The 17,486-nt window shown below is 35.6% G+C and carries 15 protein-coding genes; 7 read left to right on the forward strand and 8 right to left on the reverse strand.

Going from position 1 to position 17,486, the window contains the following annotated elements; translation table 11 throughout:
• Positions 1 to 3 precede the first annotated feature (3 nt).
• A complete protein-coding gene (locus FW780_RS05180; protein ID WP_149832513.1) occupies positions 4 to 360 on the reverse strand; it encodes a winged helix-turn-helix transcriptional regulator in 357 nt (118 codons plus the stop codon).
• 117 nt (positions 361 to 477) lie between these two features.
• Here FW780_RS05180 and FW780_RS05185 point away from each other — a divergent pair, with 117 nt between their 5' ends.
• Together FW780_RS05185 and FW780_RS05190 are read left to right on the forward strand one after the other, a co-directional pair.
• The gene (locus tag FW780_RS05185) at positions 478 to 1,080 is read left to right on the forward strand and encodes an FMN-dependent NADH-azoreductase (protein WP_149832514.1); all 603 of its coding nucleotides are present in this window, start codon (positions 478 to 480) and stop codon (positions 1,078 to 1,080) included.
• 154 nt (positions 1,081 to 1,234) lie between these two features.
• Complete coding sequence (locus FW780_RS05190; protein ID WP_149832515.1) at positions 1,235 to 1,651, forward strand: RidA family protein; 417 nt, start codon at positions 1,235 to 1,237, stop codon at positions 1,649 to 1,651.
• Here the strand turns inward: FW780_RS05190 and FW780_RS05195 are convergent.
• Positions 1,648 to 2,967 carry a M20 metallopeptidase family protein gene (locus tag FW780_RS05195; RefSeq protein ID WP_149832516.1) on the reverse strand — a complete coding sequence of 440 codons (1,320 nt, stop codon included), beginning with the start codon at positions 2,965 to 2,967 and terminating at the stop codon, positions 1,648 to 1,650. The two genes, FW780_RS05190 and FW780_RS05195, sit on opposite strands and share 4 nt — an antisense overlap.
• A gap of 468 nt (positions 2,968 to 3,435) precedes the next feature.
• Here FW780_RS05195 and FW780_RS05200 point away from each other — a divergent pair, with 468 nt between their 5' ends.
• Genes FW780_RS05200 through FW780_RS05215 form a run of 4 tightly spaced genes read left to right on the forward strand, consistent with a single transcriptional unit; the run spans position 3,436 to position 8,958 of the window.
• The gene (locus tag FW780_RS05200; RefSeq protein ID WP_149832517.1) at positions 3,436 to 3,882 is read left to right on the forward strand and encodes a hypothetical protein; all 447 of its coding nucleotides are present in this window, start codon (positions 3,436 to 3,438) and stop codon (positions 3,880 to 3,882) included.
• Positions 3,879 to 5,957, forward strand: a complete 2,079-nt coding sequence (locus FW780_RS05205) for a GMC oxidoreductase (protein WP_149832518.1) — start codon at positions 3,879 to 3,881, stop codon at positions 5,955 to 5,957. Before FW780_RS05200 ends, FW780_RS05205 begins: the two co-directional genes overlap by 4 nt.
• 4 nt (positions 5,958 to 5,961) lie before the next feature.
• The gene (locus tag FW780_RS05210; RefSeq protein ID WP_149832519.1) at positions 5,962 to 7,413 is read left to right on the forward strand and encodes a ferritin-like domain-containing protein; all 1,452 of its coding nucleotides are present in this window, start codon (positions 5,962 to 5,964) and stop codon (positions 7,411 to 7,413) included.
• Between the two features lie 18 nt (positions 7,414 to 7,431).
• Positions 7,432 to 8,958, forward strand: coding sequence for a peroxidase, FMP-type (locus FW780_RS05215; RefSeq protein ID WP_149832520.1), 1,527 nt, complete (start codon positions 7,432 to 7,434; stop codon positions 8,956 to 8,958).
• A 67-nt stretch (positions 8,959 to 9,025) separates the two neighbouring features.
• Here the strand turns inward: FW780_RS05215 and FW780_RS05220 are convergent, their stop codons facing one another.
• The 5 genes from FW780_RS05220 to gndA all read right to left on the reverse strand — a co-directional run bounded on the left by FW780_RS05220 (position 9,026) and on the right by gndA (position 15,321).
• Positions 9,026 to 9,664 carry a TetR/AcrR family transcriptional regulator gene (locus FW780_RS05220; protein ID WP_149832521.1) on the reverse strand — a complete coding sequence of 213 codons (639 nt, stop codon included), beginning with the start codon at positions 9,662 to 9,664 and terminating at the stop codon, positions 9,026 to 9,028.
• A gap of 708 nt (positions 9,665 to 10,372) precedes the next feature.
• The gene (locus tag FW780_RS05225; protein ID WP_149832522.1) at positions 10,373 to 11,011 is read right to left on the reverse strand and encodes a TetR/AcrR family transcriptional regulator; all 639 of its coding nucleotides are present in this window, start codon (positions 11,009 to 11,011) and stop codon (positions 10,373 to 10,375) included.
• 659 nt (positions 11,012 to 11,670) lie between these two features.
• On the reverse strand, positions 11,671 to 12,381 hold the full coding sequence (gene pgl / locus FW780_RS05230) for a 6-phosphogluconolactonase (RefSeq protein WP_149832523.1): 711 nt from the start codon (positions 12,379 to 12,381) through the stop codon (positions 11,671 to 11,673).
• A 28-nt stretch (positions 12,382 to 12,409) separates the two neighbouring features.
• Positions 12,410 to 13,891, reverse strand: coding sequence for a glucose-6-phosphate dehydrogenase (gene zwf / locus FW780_RS05235; RefSeq protein WP_149832524.1), 1,482 nt, complete (start codon positions 13,889 to 13,891; stop codon positions 12,410 to 12,412).
• A gap of 11 nt (positions 13,892 to 13,902) precedes the next feature.
• Complete coding sequence (gndA, locus tag FW780_RS05240; protein WP_149832525.1) at positions 13,903 to 15,321, reverse strand: NADP-dependent phosphogluconate dehydrogenase; 1,419 nt, start codon at positions 15,319 to 15,321, stop codon at positions 13,903 to 13,905.
• Between the two features lie 251 nt (positions 15,322 to 15,572).
• Here gndA and FW780_RS05245 point away from each other — a divergent pair, with 251 nt between their 5' ends.
• Positions 15,573 to 15,932 (forward strand): hypothetical protein, encoded by a 360-nt coding sequence (locus FW780_RS05245; protein WP_047385417.1) that lies wholly within the window; start codon positions 15,573 to 15,575, stop codon positions 15,930 to 15,932.
• A gap of 164 nt (positions 15,933 to 16,096) precedes the next feature.
• On the opposite strand, the gene FW780_RS05250 is transcribed toward FW780_RS05245, so the two are convergent.
• On the reverse strand, positions 16,097 to 16,849 hold the full coding sequence (locus tag FW780_RS05250; RefSeq protein ID WP_149832526.1) for a response regulator transcription factor: 753 nt from the start codon (positions 16,847 to 16,849) through the stop codon (positions 16,097 to 16,099).
• Positions 16,850 to 17,486 lie beyond the last annotated feature (637 nt).

The raw sequence follows: 17,486 nt of genomic DNA on the forward strand, positions 1-17,486 counted from the left end.
TTATTAAGCTGTAATTTTCTTTTTATGTTTTACTCCCCAGTCAGCAAGAGCTGCAATAACATCCTTCAGCGACTCGCTGTATTCTGTAGGAACATATTCTACCAACACCGGTTTCTGATCGGTAAGAACAGTTCTCTCAACTAAATGATTAACTTCCAGTTTTTTCAACTCGCTGGAGAGGACTCTTGCTGAAATCCCATTGATTGTCCGCTGCAACTCGTTGAAACGTGTATGCCCACCCAAAATAGCAATCATTACCCGGATGGTCCATCTTCCTCCCAAAACATACAAAGCATCCTCAGTAGCAGACAGATGCGTGCTGCATTGCGGCCTTGAATACACTATTTTTTCTTCTTCCATTGTCTCTGTTTTATCTGATTACTAACCTAAATGTTATTACTAACCTTTTGGTAACTACTATCTTTTTATTAGTAAATATAGATAATTTTGAAACATCAATTTTAAAAAAAATAAAAAATGAAACGAGTACTTCATATTATCTCAAGCCCAAGAACCGAATCATCAATCAGTAAAAAACTGGGGAATGCCGTTGTAGAAAAAATCACAGCAAAGTATCCTGACAGTATTTTTAAAAAACGTGATTTGGCGAATCCTCTTTTTCCTCATTTAGAAGAAGCCCATATCAATGCCTTTTTCACTCCTGCTGAAAATCGTACTGCTGAGCAATTGGAAACTGTAAAGCTTTCGGATACGGTAATTGATGAACTGCATGAAGCCGATATTATTGTTATTGAAGCTCCATTGTACAATTTCAGCATTACTTCTACCCTAAAATCATGGCTCGATCATATTGCCAGAGTAGGAAAAACTTTCAGTTACAGTGAAAACGGTCCTGAAGGTTTAGTGAAAAACAAGAAAGTATATCTTGCTTTTTCAAGTGGCGGAGTATATTCTGAAGGTGAAAGACAGGCTTACGATTTTGTTGTTCCTTACTTAAAACAAACACTTGGTTTCATGGGAATGACGGACATTTCTGTGGTCCGTGCAGAAGGACTCTCTGTTCCTGTAATTCAGGAAACAGCTCTGCAAAAAGGGATTGAGAGTATTGTTGTTGAGTAAAAAATAAAATGCTGTTCTTCTAGAGCAGCATTTTTATTTTGAGGTTTAATCGTCAAAATGAAAAGTTTACACAATCAAAAGAATATTCTTCTCAACATATGTAAAGACTTTTTCAGTTTTTATCTCTCATTTTTACTTTATTAAATGAAAGATTATGGAAAATAATAAAAACCCCAGACTCATCAATCCCACAGAATTGTTTAATCCAAGCCCTTATGGCTTTTCGCACAGTATTTCTGTAGAATCCCCTTCTCAAATATGTTTTATATCCGGACAAAGCGGTGGTGTAGGAGAAAATCATCTGTTGGCGGATGATTTTAAAACTCAGGTTCAGGATGCTTTGCAAAACTTGAAAATCGTTTTACAGAGCCATTCTATGACGTTTGAGAATGTTGTCAAAATCACCCTTCTCATTGTTGATCATGATCCGGAGAAGCTTGAAATTTGGGCAGAAGAAGCGAAGAAAGTATGGTCACAATCATTCTTACCCACAAGTACGCTTATTCCCGTGAGCCAGCTTGCTTTACCCGGAATGTTGTTTGAGATAGATGCTATTGCTGTGAAAAATTAGTTTCTGCTAAGACGTTCTATCATTAGTGATGAAAAGCTTTTTACCCCAATTCTGATACTTTCTTCATCCACCTGAAAATTAGGAGAGTGATTCATCGCAATCACTCCTTTTTCAAAATTGGATCCACCCAGAAAAAAGTAGACTCCCGGGATTTTCTGTTGAAAATAGGCAAAGTCATCATTAAAAAACGGAACCTGACCATAGTCTGAGGCTACAGCATTTTTTCCATAAAGATGCTGCAGGATTTCTATTGCTGATTTTGTCAGTTTTTCATTATTGATAACCGTTGGATTTTCCTGAACAAAAGAAACAGAAAGCAGCTGATTTCTATATCCGCTCTCTTCAACAATTTTCTGAACTTCAGGAATTATTTTATCTAACTTGGAAGAATTGGTCTCATACAAGTAGGCTTCAAGAAAAGATTCATTATTTTTAGAATAGATATTGAATTTTCCATCTGTGAAAAGATAATCTTTGAAAATAGTATCAGGATTCGTCAACCCAATTTTAGGATCAACAATAGATTGTATTTCCCAGGGATTGCTTCCCGGAGAAGCCCGAAATAAAGAAGTGCTGATCTTTTTTGTTAATCCGTTGAGTTCCTCCTCAGACAGTCCTTTTTTTAACTGAATTCTTATTTTCTTCTGATAGGCAAACATTTCGCCGGGTTTCACCATGATCTGTCCAACAGGCGTAGCTGTTACATGAAGGCCATAGATTTCATCAGGATTTATTTTGGAAAGTAATCCGTTATTAAGCATTTCTTTTGCTCCTTTGAATGCTTCCTCTTCAGGTTGGAATATAAAATATATTGTTCCTTTTAAAGATTTTTTATTTTTGGAAAGAACCTCAGCAATTCCTAACCCAATTGCCATGTGTATGTCATGACCACAACCATGTTGAATCCCCTTTATTTTTGATTTGAAAGCCTCAGGATCGGGATAATCATTAGGTAGTGCATCCATATCTGCTCTCCAGGCTATCTTTTTCCCTTTTTGATCTCCTTTCAGAATCCCTATTACACTATGTCCGTAATGATCTGTTTGAACTTCCAGTCCTAAATCCAGCAGATACTGCTTAATTTTTTCCTGAGTTTGCTTTTCCTTACCTGCCAATTCAGGATTTTCATGAAACACTCTTCTGATCTTCACCAATTTATTAAATACTTTATCTGTCTCCAGCTGAACAGATTGATGTACTGTCTGTTCGCTTATACTTTTGGAAGATTGAGCAACTGCTTCTTTTTGGTTGTTCAGCCTCTGTGCAGGCAAAAGAGAGGAAATTAAGCACAATAAAGCGAGTGTAAGTTTTCTCATGGTTAATGGTAATTGGTTTTGGGTAACTATTTAATGAAAAGTTAGCTTATACTGATTAGACGGCTACCACCTCACATTCGTTACATGTTGATCATCAATTTATTATTATTTTTTAAACTTAAATAAATCTATCTTGCTTCAATATATTATCCTGTTTTCACTACCACATTATTTAAAATAATTCTAAACTAGGTGAAAACGCAACACTTTAAAACCTCCTTGAATAAAGGGTTTGTTACAAAAAATTAAAATTACATCACTATAAATTACGTAGAAATACTGAATCTTATCTGAGGGGATCTGATTAATTTCGGATAAACAAAAACTGACAACTATGGATAGCTTGAAAAGCATGCATTCATTTCTGAAAAAGAAGTGGTATCTGAAAATCCGGCAGCTATAGATCAATCGGTATGATAACTTCCTGTTGAAAGGAGTTGAAGATATCTAACCCAAATTTTTAACGAAATGAATATTATTAACAAAATCCTCAACGTCGACGATTATTATTTCGACGTGTTTATGTCTATCTCGGAAGCGCTTGCCGGGTTTACCGTAAACGAGTTACAGTCTACAGGTTTGGCAGAAACCTATTACACCTACATTCTCAAAAACTTAGATGCAGCTACTTTCGTAGAATTCCTTACTGTATCTAAAAACATTCTTGAAAAATCTTCCGGTGAAGATGAGCTGAATAAGGCCATTCAATCCGAAATTATAAAGCATCCAGGAATGAATGATATTGCCGGAAAAGTAATCACCATGTGGTATTTGGGAACCTGGGAAGGGACTTATATCAATGATCTTTCCTACAAAGAAGGTCTTGTCTGGAATCTCATGCATTCTCATCCTCCCGGAGCAAAACAACCTGGCTACAAATCGTGGAAAATTAAACCTGTAAACAGCAACTCATGAACCAGACCAATACTAAAAAAGATGTGATCATCGTAGGAACGGGGATCGCAGGATCATTGATCGCAAAGCTACTGTCTGATCATGTATTTGATGTGACAAAAGGTAAAATGATCCATCGTGCAGATGCAGGAAAATCTGACAATATTAAAGAAATATCAATCCTTATGTATGAAGCGGGACTGGAAGCTGGTATTGAACTGGATTCTGTATCCTCAATGACCACTTACAATGAGTACATCCGCACTTTTTATAAAGAAGAGGCCAAAGTTCCCAACTCTCCTTATCCGAATTTGAAGCAGGCACCTTCTCCAAATGTTCTGGATATGGAGCATATTGTTCAGCCGTTTCCTGATAAAAAAGGATACCTGGTTCAGTTTGGACCGATGCCGTTTGCAAGTGATGCCATCAGAGTGGGAGGCGGAACTACTCTTCACTGGCTGGGAACTACCCCAAGGATGCTTCCGAATGATTTCAAACTTACAGAGAAATATGGGATTACCATTCCTCAGCCGAATTCTGACAAGCCAAGTCCGGTTAACTGGCCGATAGACTATGAAGAATTAAGACCTTATTATGAAATGGCAGAATTTGAAATCGGGGTTTCCGGAGATGTTTCAAAACAGGAATATCCAATTGTTGAGAATATGAAGGAATATTATGGAGACTATGTATTTCCGATGGAAGAAATTCCTCAGAGTTATATGGATCATAAAATCATTGATGGACTTAAGGGAACAAGCGTAAAGCTAAGCTCCGGAGAGATTTCTTTAATGATGGTGCCTTCCCCACAAGGAAGAAACTCTATTCCAAATCCAAAATATGGAAAAACAAAGATCATCAAAGCCGAACCAAAAGAATCGGGATATAAACTGGTTTTAGACAGTTCTGAAAAAGAAGAATACAAGGCTCTCGGTTCTGTGTGGAATCCTTATATGGGAGAGCGTTGTGAAGGAAATGCATCCTGTGTTCCGATCTGTCCGGTCCAGGCGAAATACAATGCTTTAAAAACATTGAAAAAAGCTCTGTATAAAGTTAATGATAATGAAAACCTTAAACGTAATCCATACATGCAGATTCAGGCTCAGAGTGTGGTGTACAGATTAAGCGTTGACCAGAATGATAAAGAGAAAATCTCCAAAGTTCATCTGAGAAGATATACTTCAAAAGAGAAAACAGATTTTGTTGAAGAGTCAATAGACACTTCAGACGCTATTGTAATTCTTGCCGCCAATGCTTTTGAAAATCCAAAAATTCTACTGAATTCTAAATATACAGTTAATAATGTTGTAAAAACGGCCGCTAACAGTAGTGACCAGGTGGGAAGAAACCTGATGGATCATATGGTAATGCTTACCTGGGGACTTTTCCCTGAACCGGTTTACCCATACAGAGGTCCTGGTTCTACCACTAATATTTCGTCTTTCCGTGATGGAGATTTCAGAGGTAAATTTTCTGCATGGATCTCACCTCTTGACAATTGGGGCTGGGGCTGGCCGGCATTTTCTCCGGGATCTGATGTTGCCTATTTTATCAGCAAGGAGAATCTTTTCGGAGCAAAATTAAGAGAAGCCCTTACGAACAGACTTTCAAAACAGGTTTTATTCCATTTTGAAATAGAACAATTACCTAACCCAAATAACAGAGTAACCATTAATGATCAATATCTGGATGTTCTTGGAATTCCGCGTCCTGTTATTCATTATGAACTGACAGAGTACGAAATGAAAGCTATGGAGCAGGCAAAAGATGCTTCTGATCAAATGTTTAAAAGATTAAACATTGAAGATTTCACAAAATATACTGAGGAAGACAAAAACTCTGTGATATACAATGGGAAAAGATATTCTTATAACGGAGCAGGTCACATAGTAGGAACTCACAGAATGGGTTCTACAGCAGAAGATTCTGTCACCAACAGCTATTGCAAAGCCTGGGACCATCCTAATTTATACATTGTAGGAGCAGGAAACATGACCACTTTAGGAACTTCAAATCCTACTTTAACATTATCAGCATTCACCATCCGTTCGGTAGAATCTATCCTTGCTGATCTTGAAATTCAACTAAAAAAATAACAACATGAGACAAAGACTTATCAATAAAACAGCACAACCACAGGAAACATTAACAGCAGGAAGAATGGCAGCAAGAAGCGCAGTTGTTACAGAAGCCGTTTCATTGCCTTCTTTATTATTTGATTCAACACTTAGCAGAGAAGACTGGATTGAAGGATTAAAACATCACAGCAAAACACTGACTAATCTTTTACTGACTGATCAGATCAAAGAATTTAATGCTTATTTGGAATCTCAGTTCGGTTCAGAAATTTCTGAATTAAAAAAAGGATTAACCGAAATTGATTATAAACCTATTTTACAGGATCTTTTACAGACAGCCATTCTCATTGAGCATTCTACCATTCCTCCTTATCTTACAGCTTTGTATTCGATTAAAGACGGAACCAACGCTCTTGCTTCTCAAATCATCAGAAGTGTTGCCGTGGAAGAAATGCTTCACCTGATCATGGTTTGTAATGTACTGAATGCTATTGACATTCAACCTTCTGTAAACAAACAGGAGAACTACCCTACTTATCCGATGAAATTACCGATGAATGTTGATTTCTATATAGGTCTGGAAACATTCTCGAGTAACAGTATTGCAACTTTTATTGCCATTGAAAGCCCAACCAAACCTTTGGTAAAAGCTCCGAAATATGACCACGAAATTGACACTTCGGCATTATATTCTCAAAGAGCGGCTGTGCAGGAAAACAACTTCTGGACTCTTGAAAATATGAAGGGATTCATCATGGAAAACGTTCATACTATTGGTGAATATTACGATGTTTTATTCTTCTATATTGTTATTTTCCAGATCATTGCTTATTATAAAGAACATGGAACTCTTCCGAAGAGTTTTGAAGAATTAAATACCGGAGGAATTTTCACAGGAAAGCCATCCAAACAAATCCGTCCTGAGCAATATTACGGAAGTGGTGGCAAATTACATTTTGTAGAAGCTCTGGATGGAGTAATTGCTGTTTTCCAGGAGATTAAAGGACAGGGAGAAGGTGCTGATGATTCAATTTTTGATGTTGATCCGTCCCAATTTGAAGAAGGAATGGAACTGGCTCATTATTTCAGATTTAAAGAAGTTTTCCATGAGCATTTCTATCTCGGTGGAAACTACGAGCCTTTTATGGATGAAAACGGAATGATGCCTGTCACTACCCCGCCTACAGGAAAAGATTTACCTGTAGAATGGGATGAAGCCTATCCTATGAAGCCTAATCCAAAGGTAGAAGATTATATTAAAAACAAAGAATTACATGCACAGGGCGTTGAATTTAATAAAACCTACAGACGTTTATTAGACGCTATCCAAAGTGCTGTGGAAGGAAATCAAAGAGAACTGGAAAAATCCATTATGTACATGTATGCCTTGAAAGAACAGGCTGTTAACCTGATGAAACAGCCACTGGACTCACAAAATAATGCAGGTCCAACTTTCCAATACACTGAATTATAACCATAAAAACGATATATCATGCTTAAAAGAAAAAAAGAGAGTCCCAAAACGGGAGAAGAACAATTGTTCCGTAAAATGCCAAGCCAGGATGAAGTTAATCTGGCTGAGCTAATGGATGGATATTCAAAACTTCTTATTGATGATCCGGTAAGACCATTCCGGGAAGACAACCTTCAGGCAATAGAGAATAATGTAGATTATGGAATTCTGGCTGCATTGGCTGGTACATGGGTAAGTTATAATGTTAATTACAATAAAGATATTACTAAACCTTCATTAGCAAGCGGAGTGCATACTACAATTATGCCTTCCCCGGGAACCAATTCTGGAACGATACCGGGAAAATTTGCTTTTGATAGTGAAGAATATATTGAGAAGTTAACATTTTCAATTGTCCCGGGCGGAGTTCGTAACCGCGGTGGTGCCAGCGAACTCTTCTGTGGAGCTGTTAAATATGAGCAAAGCATTAAGAGCGTTAATTCCGTACAGGGACAGGATGCTTTAAAATATACTCCTATCCATGAAGAAAATGGCATGTATCTTTGGCTGAGTGATGTCTACAACCATGCGGCAACCAAGGAATCTATTGAAAGAGACCGTGGTATCCATGCTGTTTCAACAGAAGATGCTAAGTATGGCTATACAGGAGAATACAGAGATGAGCCTTTGGTGAGGATAACACCAGACGGAGAGGCAAACCCTAAATATATTCTTTTAAGCCAGCTGCAGCCGGGACAGCCTTATTATGAAATCATTCCGGCTCAGGAAATAAAGCCGGGAGCGGGAATTGACGGACCCTATTTTATTCCGGACTACTCTATCTCAAGAAGTGGTGTTATTCCTCATGGAAGCACCATTACTTTACTTGGAGATATTGTTCCTCAAAATAAAGATAACCAAACGTTCTATTTAATTGAAGGTTCACCTCAATTCCCTTATGGTAAGGAGGCATGGGATACCAATCATCTTTCCATTTCACGTACCATGGGAAATGCAGGGGTAACACCAGATAATATCATTGATCTTGATAAACCAGCACCGGATTGGGTACATGAAACACTCAATGATGATAATGATCAGGGATCAAACAAGATTTATACCCAGCGAATACTTGCAGACAATTTATATCCTTATTCTGTACGACCTGATCTGAGGCTCAGAGATACATTAAGAGGCCAGAACGTAAGTAATTATGTACATGTAAGAATGTCTTCCAAAATGAAAACAGGGGCACAGGGAGGGATTTTAAATGTTCCTTTTGTAAACCGTTTTGTTCCGACTGTTGAAGTGGATATGGATATGTGGATTGAAACCATTATTGAAGATGGGAAAGAAATTCTTCAGCTGCAGTATGAGCAAATTGTATTCTTTGAATTTGATTTTGGGAATGACGGAGGTACCACAAGCTGGCCTCATATTCAGGTTAATACACTTCGTAAGTTAGCAGATATTCCTGAAGATCAGAGAAAGGTAATTGAAGATCAGTTCTTTAATACTGGTGAAAATTCCGGTACAGCTTCAGGATGTCCTTATCATAAAGGATAGAATTATTCATCAATAGATACAAAAAAGGGACAGATTACTGTCCCTTTTTTACGTTTTCTAAGATATATTAAAGATTTTCGTACGTTTGATCTACCATAAAGGAAATTGCTTTTTTGATTTTTTCACGTCCTTCAGGAGTATTGGTATCTATTCCACAGAAAATACTGCCGTTCAGAGAAGCGAACATATTCAGATAATAAAGCCCGGAAACCATGATCGCCATGATAGAACGATAGGTATCCATTTTATCCTTAAAACGGGATTCCATTAATAATTTGAAGATATATTCTCCGTTTTCTTCCTGGGTATCGATCAGTTTTTTTAATGATTTTCTAGGTTCAGAAATGGTCCACAATAGTAATTTTTGAGCTTCTTTATTGGTGTAGACGTAATCAAATTGTGACTGAAGCATGTGCTGAATAAAATCCCGGCCTCCATCTTCAAGATTAGGTTTCATCTTTTCAACTTCTTCGCTGGTTGCTTTCACCCAGAAATCTTGTGTACGAACATATTCGTCCATCAATCCATCCATTCCGCCAAAATAAGTGTAGATCATTTTTTTGTCTACTCCGGCAGTAGCAGCGATATCATTGATCTTCAATCCTGCATGCCCTTTGGTTTTTAGAATTTTTCCAACTGCATCTAAAAACTTTTTTTTACTTCTTTCTTTGTTCCTAATACTCCCTGATGCTGACTTTCTTTCCATGACTAAACATTCAATATACAAGTTTAAGAAAATTTTTTATCATTTTAGACACCTATCAGTGTCTAATTTCAACTATTTGTATATATTTGTACAAACTAAGAACCATTCATTATATAAAACGCTATCGATTGAAAAATTAAAAACTATTCAGATTGTATCGTTAGTTCCCTCAGTTTAAAATATTTCGAACATTAACGACTGAGGTAAAAACACAACCGAACAGCATCAATTTCTATAATGGTGCTGTTTTTATTTTCAAAAAAGACTTTTCAATAGATATTTTTTATTGATTTATTCTTTTTAATTGCTGGAAGGTATGTTTTTATGTTGAAGAGAATTTTTGGCTGTTATTTTAGGCTTAAACTGGAATATAGTTATCATTTAAAGAAGAGTTTGCTTCTTATTATAAAAATTAATAATCTGAAAATCAGATAATTAAACCAAATTAAGAAAAATTTTATTATTTTAAACACTTTACAGTGTCTTATTTTATATATTTGTACAAACTAAAACCATCTATATATTTTAAAACACTTTTAGGTTGAAAAATAAGACAATTCAGACTGTTTTATTTACGTTCCCTTACTTTAAGACAATTTCGGACACGAAACAGCTAAGGTAGAAACACAACAACACAATTTACCATTAGAGATTTCTAATGGTTTTGTTTTTTCCAGAATACTCTTTGAGACGATAACAAACTGAATTTTATAGATTCTCATAGGTTTGGTTCAATAAAAAGGAGATTGCTTTTTTGATTTTTTCACGCCCTTTAGAAGTGTCAACATCTATCCCACAGAAAATACTTCCATTCATTGCAGCATACATATTCAGATAATAAAGTCCGGAAACCAGGATAGCCATTATAGAACGTACTTCTTCTGCATTTTCTTTGAAATGAGGATCCATCAGCAGTTTAAAGATATATTCTCCGTTTTCTTCCTGGGTATCGGTGAGTTTTTTTAGTGATTTTCTGGGTTCTGAGATACGCCACAGAAGTAGTTTTTGCGCTTCTCTGTTTTTGTAAACGTAGTCAAATTGTGACAAAAGCATTTCTTCCATAAAAGACTTTCCTCCGTCATCCAATCTTGGTTGTATCTTACCTACTTCATCTGTGGTTACTTTGCTCCAGTAGTCCTGAGACCGGATATATTCATCTATAAGCCCGTCTATCCCCCCAAAATAAGTATAGATCATCTTTTTGTCTACCCCGGCTGTAGCAGCAATACCACTTACTTTCAAAGCAGCATGTCCTTTTGTTCTCAGTATTTTTCCCACTGCATCCAAAAACTTTTTTTTACTGCGTTCCTTGTTCCGGATACTTCCCGCCACTGACTTTCTTTCCATGGTAAACTTTTCAATCATACAAGTTTATGAATTTTTTTTCATTTTAGACACTTTTTAGTGTCTAAATGTATATATTTGCATCAACTAATAACCATTTATATAAAACGAACGATCAAAGTTGTGAGATTGAGAGAGGTAAGATTGTACCGTTAGTTCCCTCAGCTTAAATGTTTTTAGTACTCCATGCTGAGGTAAAACTTTACTTTACAGCACCATTTTATTGGTGCTGTTTTTATGTAAGAGTTATAAATACCCGCGCTGTTTGATTTTTTTTGAATTTAATTTTGCTTTCAAATGCCTTCTAGCACTGGGTTTTTATAATTTAGTTACGCATTAAATAAAAATAATTTAATTTTTTTTTCATTTTAGACACTACGAAGTGTCTTATTTTGTATATTTGCTTCAAACTAATAACCATTTTACATAGAAGCACTATTGAGTTGAGAAAAATTAAAAAATTTCGAAGACAAGCAACTAAGGTAAAAACACTAAATGCAACAGTATCATTAGCTCTTTAATGATACTGTTTTTTAAATTTAAAGTTCAGATTTTTTGATCTTGAAGTACAGAAAATTATATATACCGGTTTCGGTATAGAATAGTTGATATGAAGAGAGACTGTCCCAGGACAGTCTCTTATTTTTTAAAGTCAAAATGTGTTACCCTTTTGCTTTTTCGTCAGTAAAGAAATGATATCCATCCTTTTTTTCAATAAGCTGTAACGGATATAATGATGGATTATACTCACCATTCAGCACTTCATTCAATGCATGTTTTTTTGATTCACCAAATGCGATAACCAAAATATTTTCAGCGTTATTGATGACAGGTGCAGTCAAAGTGATTCTGAACATTTCCTGAGGCTTCAGATAATAGGCAGAAACCCACTTTTCTTTTTCATTTAAAACCTCCTCACCAGGAAATAAAGAAGCAGTATGCCCATCATCTCCCATTCCTAAAAGGATAAAATCAAAAACACCTTCATTGCCAAGAACACTTCTGATCTGCTCTTCATAAGTCTTTGCATAATCCTCAGGAGCTGTTCCTTCAGCATACATAGGAAAAATATGTTGTTTATCAACAGGAACCTGACTAAGAAGCGCCTCATCCGTCATTCTGAAGTTGCTTTTATCATCATGTAAAGGAACCCATCTTTCATCTACCCAAAAAAAGTAGACTTTATTCCATTCTATCTGTTCTGCATATTTCTGAGTTGCTAATAGTTTAAAAATAGCCTTAGGAGAAGATCCTCCACTCAATGCAACCACGAAACGGTCATTCTTCCGAATAGATTTTTTTGAAAGGTCAACAAATGCATCTGCAGCTTCTGTGTACAGTTTTTCCAGATCGTCAAATACTGTAATATTCATTTTTTGTCTGTTTAAATTTTATATTGTTTTATACCCAGCTGTGCCCTTGTCTTTCTACCAAAGCATTAACGTCTTCCGGTCCCCAGCTTCCAGCTTTATAATTCGGAAAAGATAAATCTTTGTTATTTTCCCAGGCTTCCTGTATTGTTGTAACAACATCCCAGGCTTCTTCCACCTGATCGGAACGCATGAATAAAGTAAGATCTCCTAAAAGAGCATCCTGCAGCAAGGTTTCATAAGCTTCCGGGGTATCATCCTGACAGGCAAAATTATCAAAAATCATTTCTGCAGGTTTCAGATCCAAGGTCAGTCCCGGTTTTTTCGTCATAAACTGCAATCTGATATCCATCATCGGCTGAATATTAATAATCAATCTGTTAGCTGATAAAAGATGCGGACTGTCTGAGAATGTGGAATGAGGAAGCGGCTTAAACTGAATGGTAATATAAGAATGCTTTTCTTTCATTTTCTTTCCTGTACGAACATAGAAAGGAACATCCTGCCATCTTTCGTTATCCAGATAAAATTTTATCGCTGCAAAAGTTTCCGTATTGGAATCTCCTGCAATACCGTTTTCCTGACGGTAGCCTTTGATATCTACCCCGTTTATTGTACTTTTTCCGTATTGGCCTCTTACAGCATAATGATCAACCTGATCCGGGGAAATTCTGCGAATTGATTTCAGCACATCAACTTTACGGTCCCTTATTTCGCCTGATTTTAATGAAGCGGGTGGTTCCATAGCGACCATGCACAGGATCTGCAGCAGGTGATTCTGAATCATATCCCTCAAAGCTCCGGTCTGTTCATAAAAAGCACCCCTTGTCTCCACTCCTACTTCTTCTGCTACTGTAATCTGTACTGATTCTATATATTTATGATCCCATAAAGGTTCAAAAATTGAATTTCCAAATCTGAATGCCAATATATTCTGTACCGTTTCTTTTCCCAGATAATGATCAATACGATAGATCTGTTCTTCTTCAAATGTTTTTGCCAAAAGACTATTCAGCTCAATCGCCGACTGTTTATTATGGCCAAAAGGCTTTTCAATAATAATACGGTCTTTTTTCGGATCGGAAGCTAATGCTGTCATTTTGATATGATTGGAAATGGTTGAGATGAAATTAGGCCCTATTGAAAGATAAAATAACCTGTTGGCCCTCATTCCGTAAACTGCATCAAAGTCCTGCAATTTCTGCTGCAGATTCTGATAAGAACCCTCTTCATCCAATTGATGCTGAAAGTAAGTAATATGAGCCTGAAACCCAGCCCAGTCTTCGGAAGTTACTTTTTTTCTGGAGAAACTTTCCAGATTTTCTTTGATGTAATTTCTAAAGAGTTCATCGGTATTTTCAGCTCTCCCCAATGCTACAATATTGAAGCCTTTGGGCATTCTGCCATCGATGTATAAGTTATAAAATGCCGGAAAAAGTTTTCTTTTTGCCAGATCTCCTGTAGCACCAAAAATAACAATTGTTGTTGGCTGCAAGATTCTATTTTGATTCATTTTTCCGAGTTTTAATTGTTTGCTGTTTGCCAAGAAGTATGAAATACTCCTTCCCTGTCAGTACGTTGATAGGTATGAGCGCCGAAATAATCACGTTGAGCCTGGATCAAATTCACAGGAAGAGATTCTGTGGTGTAGGCATCAAAATATCCCAAAGCGGTCTGAATTCCCAAACTTGAAATACCGTTTGCAGCAGCATATCCGGCAGTTTTTCTTAGGGCTTTGATTTTTGATTTTACCAATTCAGAAATTTCATGATCAAGGAGAATATTAGAAAGATCAGGGTTTTGAGTATAGGCAGCATAGAATTTTTCCAGCAATACGGAACGAATGATACATCCTCCTCTCCAGATTTTCACAACGTCTTTCAGTGGAATTTCAAATCCGTATTCTGCGGATGCTTTTACCAGTAAAGATAAGCCTTGTGCATAACTTATTAATGTTGAAAGAAAAAGAGCATCACCTACTTCCCTGATAAACAATTCTGTATTTTCCGGCTTTGTAATTTCTTTTTCAGCATATATCTTAGATGCCTGAACTCTTTCATCTTTATAAGCGGATAAAATTCTTGAAGTTACCGCAATATCAATAGTAGGAATAGAAACCCCGATTTCCATGGCCTGTTCAGAAGTCCATTTTCCGGTTCCTTTTGCTCCTGCTTTATCTAAAATCTGATCAACAAGATAATTTTCTGTGAATGAATCTTTCTGAGTAAAAATATCTCTGGTAATTTCAATAAGGAATGAATTCATTTCTCCATTGTTCCAGTCTCTGAAAACTTCGTATAGCTGTTCGTTATTCAGACCTGCTCCTCTTTTAAGCAGATCATAAGCTTCACTGATAAGCTGCATAATGGCATATTCAATACCGTTGTGTACCATTTTCACGTAGTTCCCTGCAGAACCTTTCCCCATATATGCTGTACATGCTTCGTTGTCTACTTTTGCAGCAATGGCTTCAAGCATGGGCTTAAGAAGTTTGAAGGCTTCAAGATCACCTCCTGGCATTATACTCGGACCTCTTCTGGCTCCTTTTTCTCCTCCTGAGACTCCCATTCCCATAAAATGCAGTTTTTTTGATGCCAGATCAGCAACACGTCTGTTGGTATCTTCAAAATAAGAATTCCCTGCATCAATTACGATATCACCTTCATTCAAAAGCGGGGTAATGTTTTCCAGCACTGCATCTACAGGTTTTCCTGCAGGAACCATTAGAATAATTTTCCTTGGGACTTCTAATGCAGGTACAAAATCTTCTAAAGAGCCTGTACCTTTTACTTTCATTTCTGAACCAGCACCATCCTCTAATTCTTTTACTTTTTCCTGATCAAGATCAAATCCTGCGATTGAAAATCCGTTGTCAGCGATATTATAAAGAAGATTCCGCCCCATTACTCCAAGGCCAACTATTCCATAACTATATCTTTCCATTATATTGGTATTAATATGAATTTTTAATTACAGAGAATAAAATTACGTAAATGCCTATAAGGAAAAAAATAAAGAAAGAAAAAAATTCATAAGACTTCCGTTTTCTCCTCATTTATAAGCTACTAATATTCACATTTCCAAATGATTTTCATTCAATAGAATAAAATTCAATCATTATTATGGTAATGATCTATTAAAACAGTCTGTTTTTTGGTATAATTAAACTTATATTTGCCAAAATTTATAAAGTAATGAACTATAAACTTGAACTCAACACTCAGGAGCCTAATTCTAAAATCGTTTTTAATACCATCAAATTTGATTCGTTCAAGATTAATATAGTTGAAAGATATATCGGGTCTATGAAGGCTCGTCCTACATTATGCGAAGTTTTATTTAAGGTAAGAACTTTGGATGATGTACTAATCAACAGAAGAGATGGTAATATAAGAGTAAAGATTAAAGGTGATGATTTTGAAACATATCAGAAATTATCCAGAGACCTGAATTCTTATGAGTACAAAAACAAATTGATCAACAGAAAAGAGGTAGAAGAGAATTATGTTCATTTTATCCTGAGTTTAGTGATCACAAATTATCAGCTTAATTAAGCTGTTCTGGAGATTGTCTCTCTATATTTTTTTGCGGAGAGACAATTTTCAAACAACATACTGCAGAAGGCGCAGAGACTTTTTATTATTAAAAACTGTAAAACTATCCGGAAAAGGATTTTTTTGTTTTTCAGTAGTTTCAGCCTGAAAAACATTAAAAAAGTTTAAATCAAATTATTTGTTATTACGTAGGATATTGCTTCGATAATATTTTTTACGCCAATTCTCTCGAACAGTTTACTCCTGTGAAACTTTATGGTGCTGGGTGATACAAACAACTGTTCTGCTATTTCTTCTATTTTCAATCCCTGAAGATACAGTCTTATAATCTCAATTTCTCTTATTTTCAAGGTAATTTTACATTCTTCCGTCCATTTTCCCGTAAAGAGATCATATTTCCAATATATTTCTGAAGTATTGGATATAATCCGGATATTTCCTGCAGCCCGATTAAGGGAATAGGACACCACACAGACTATTTTAGAAATCTTTCCATCTTTGTCAAGTTCTATTGGGGTAATCTTGTGATTGACAAGCACATCCACACTATTGGCATATTTAAGATGGAAATCATAAGTAATGGTATGTACTTTTTTTTCTTCCGGTGAAAGACATTCAAAGAATTTAAGACCATACGTGCTTACTTTTCTTAAAATTTCAAAATCTTCCTTTTTAGTGTATTTCCTGAAAAAATTATACCCCATCTTTTCAATTTCAGCAGCCCGAATGCCCGAAAAAAGAAGAGGATTTTCTGAAATAAATTCTAATTTCCTTGTTTTAAGATCTGCAATATACACAGAACCTAAATTGGTTTCTGATACTGCTTTGAGTACATTAAAGTATTTATTTTTGCTTTTTTCTTCAATTGATGCTCCACACATACTCCTGGGAGACACTGAATTTATTTTATCACTCATATTTTAACATAATAATAGGGGTGAAAAACTATTTTTTATTAGATTACTGTTTGCAAACCCATCCACAATTAAGTTAAATATTAAAATTCATCAAAGCTTAATCGTAATTGTCTAAAACTACAAAACATTTATTTCAATAACAAAAAAATCTACGATTCATTATTTTTATTATATTTTTCACATTCGGGAATACATTTTCCCCTGTTATACGCCTATAGAAACAGGATTAAGTGTAAAAATCCAGTAATGAATTTTCGGGATTTTTTTTAATTCTTAGAAGAAAAATCAAGTAATATCTTTCCCGAAAGCGCTTCAGTAACAGTTTATTTAAAATTAATTCATTAAACTTTGATTTAAAACTATACGAAAGTATAGTCATTTTATATTTTTATTAAATTATTTTTACACTAACCATAAAGTAAAAATTATTCTAAGAAGCTAATAAGAATGAAAGAAATCCAAACCTATTAAAAACTACTCATCTAATGGCATTAAAGTGAACGTTTTTATATCTGAAAATATCAACCTGACACTCATCTGCCTATGAAACCACTCCCACTTACTTAGTATCCTATTATTTTTTTATGTTTATTCATTGATCATTTTTTTGATAGAAATAACAAATGGAAACATAACA

Source organism: Chryseobacterium sediminis (assembly GCF_008386505.1).
In the GTDB taxonomy this organism is placed as follows: domain Bacteria; phylum Bacteroidota; class Bacteroidia; order Flavobacteriales; family Weeksellaceae; genus Chryseobacterium; species Chryseobacterium sediminis.

Excerpts from the sequence above, each read along its gene's own strand:
- FW780_RS05205 (WP_149832518.1), top strand. The coding sequence starts at position 3,879 with ATGAACCAGACCAATACTAAAAAAGATGTGATCATCGTAGGAACGGGG.
- FW780_RS05200 (WP_149832517.1), top strand. The coding sequence starts at position 3,436 with ATGAATATTATTAACAAAATCCTCAACGTCGACGATTATTATTTCGAC.
- FW780_RS05190 (WP_149832515.1), top strand. The coding sequence starts at position 1,235 with ATGGAAAATAATAAAAACCCCAGACTCATCAATCCCACAGAATTGTTT.
- FW780_RS05195 (WP_149832516.1), bottom strand. The coding sequence starts at position 2,967 with ATGAGAAAACTTACACTCGCTTTATTGTGCTTAATTTCCTCTCTTTTG.
- FW780_RS05220 (WP_149832521.1), bottom strand. The coding sequence starts at position 9,664 with ATGGAAAGAAAGTCAGCATCAGGGAGTATTAGGAACAAAGAAAGAAGT.
- FW780_RS05215 (WP_149832520.1), top strand. The coding sequence starts at position 7,432 with ATGCTTAAAAGAAAAAAAGAGAGTCCCAAAACGGGAGAAGAACAATTG.
- FW780_RS05210 (WP_149832519.1), top strand. The coding sequence starts at position 5,962 with ATGAGACAAAGACTTATCAATAAAACAGCACAACCACAGGAAACATTA.
- FW780_RS05245 (WP_047385417.1), top strand. The coding sequence starts at position 15,573 with ATGAACTATAAACTTGAACTCAACACTCAGGAGCCTAATTCTAAAATC.
- FW780_RS05250 (WP_149832526.1), bottom strand. The coding sequence starts at position 16,849 with ATGAGTGATAAAATAAATTCAGTGTCTCCCAGGAGTATGTGTGGAGCA.
- FW780_RS05180 (WP_149832513.1), bottom strand. The coding sequence starts at position 360 with ATGGAAGAAGAAAAAATAGTGTATTCAAGGCCGCAATGCAGCACGCAT.
- FW780_RS05185 (WP_149832514.1), top strand. The coding sequence starts at position 478 with ATGAAACGAGTACTTCATATTATCTCAAGCCCAAGAACCGAATCATCA.
- gndA (WP_149832525.1), bottom strand. The coding sequence starts at position 15,321 with ATGGAAAGATATAGTTATGGAATAGTTGGCCTTGGAGTAATGGGGCGG.
- pgl (WP_149832523.1), bottom strand. The coding sequence starts at position 12,381 with ATGAATATTACAGTATTTGACGATCTGGAAAAACTGTACACAGAAGCT.
- zwf (WP_149832524.1), bottom strand. The coding sequence starts at position 13,891 with ATGAATCAAAATAGAATCTTGCAGCCAACAACAATTGTTATTTTTGGT.
- FW780_RS05225 (WP_149832522.1), bottom strand. The coding sequence starts at position 11,011 with ATGGAAAGAAAGTCAGTGGCGGGAAGTATCCGGAACAAGGAACGCAGT.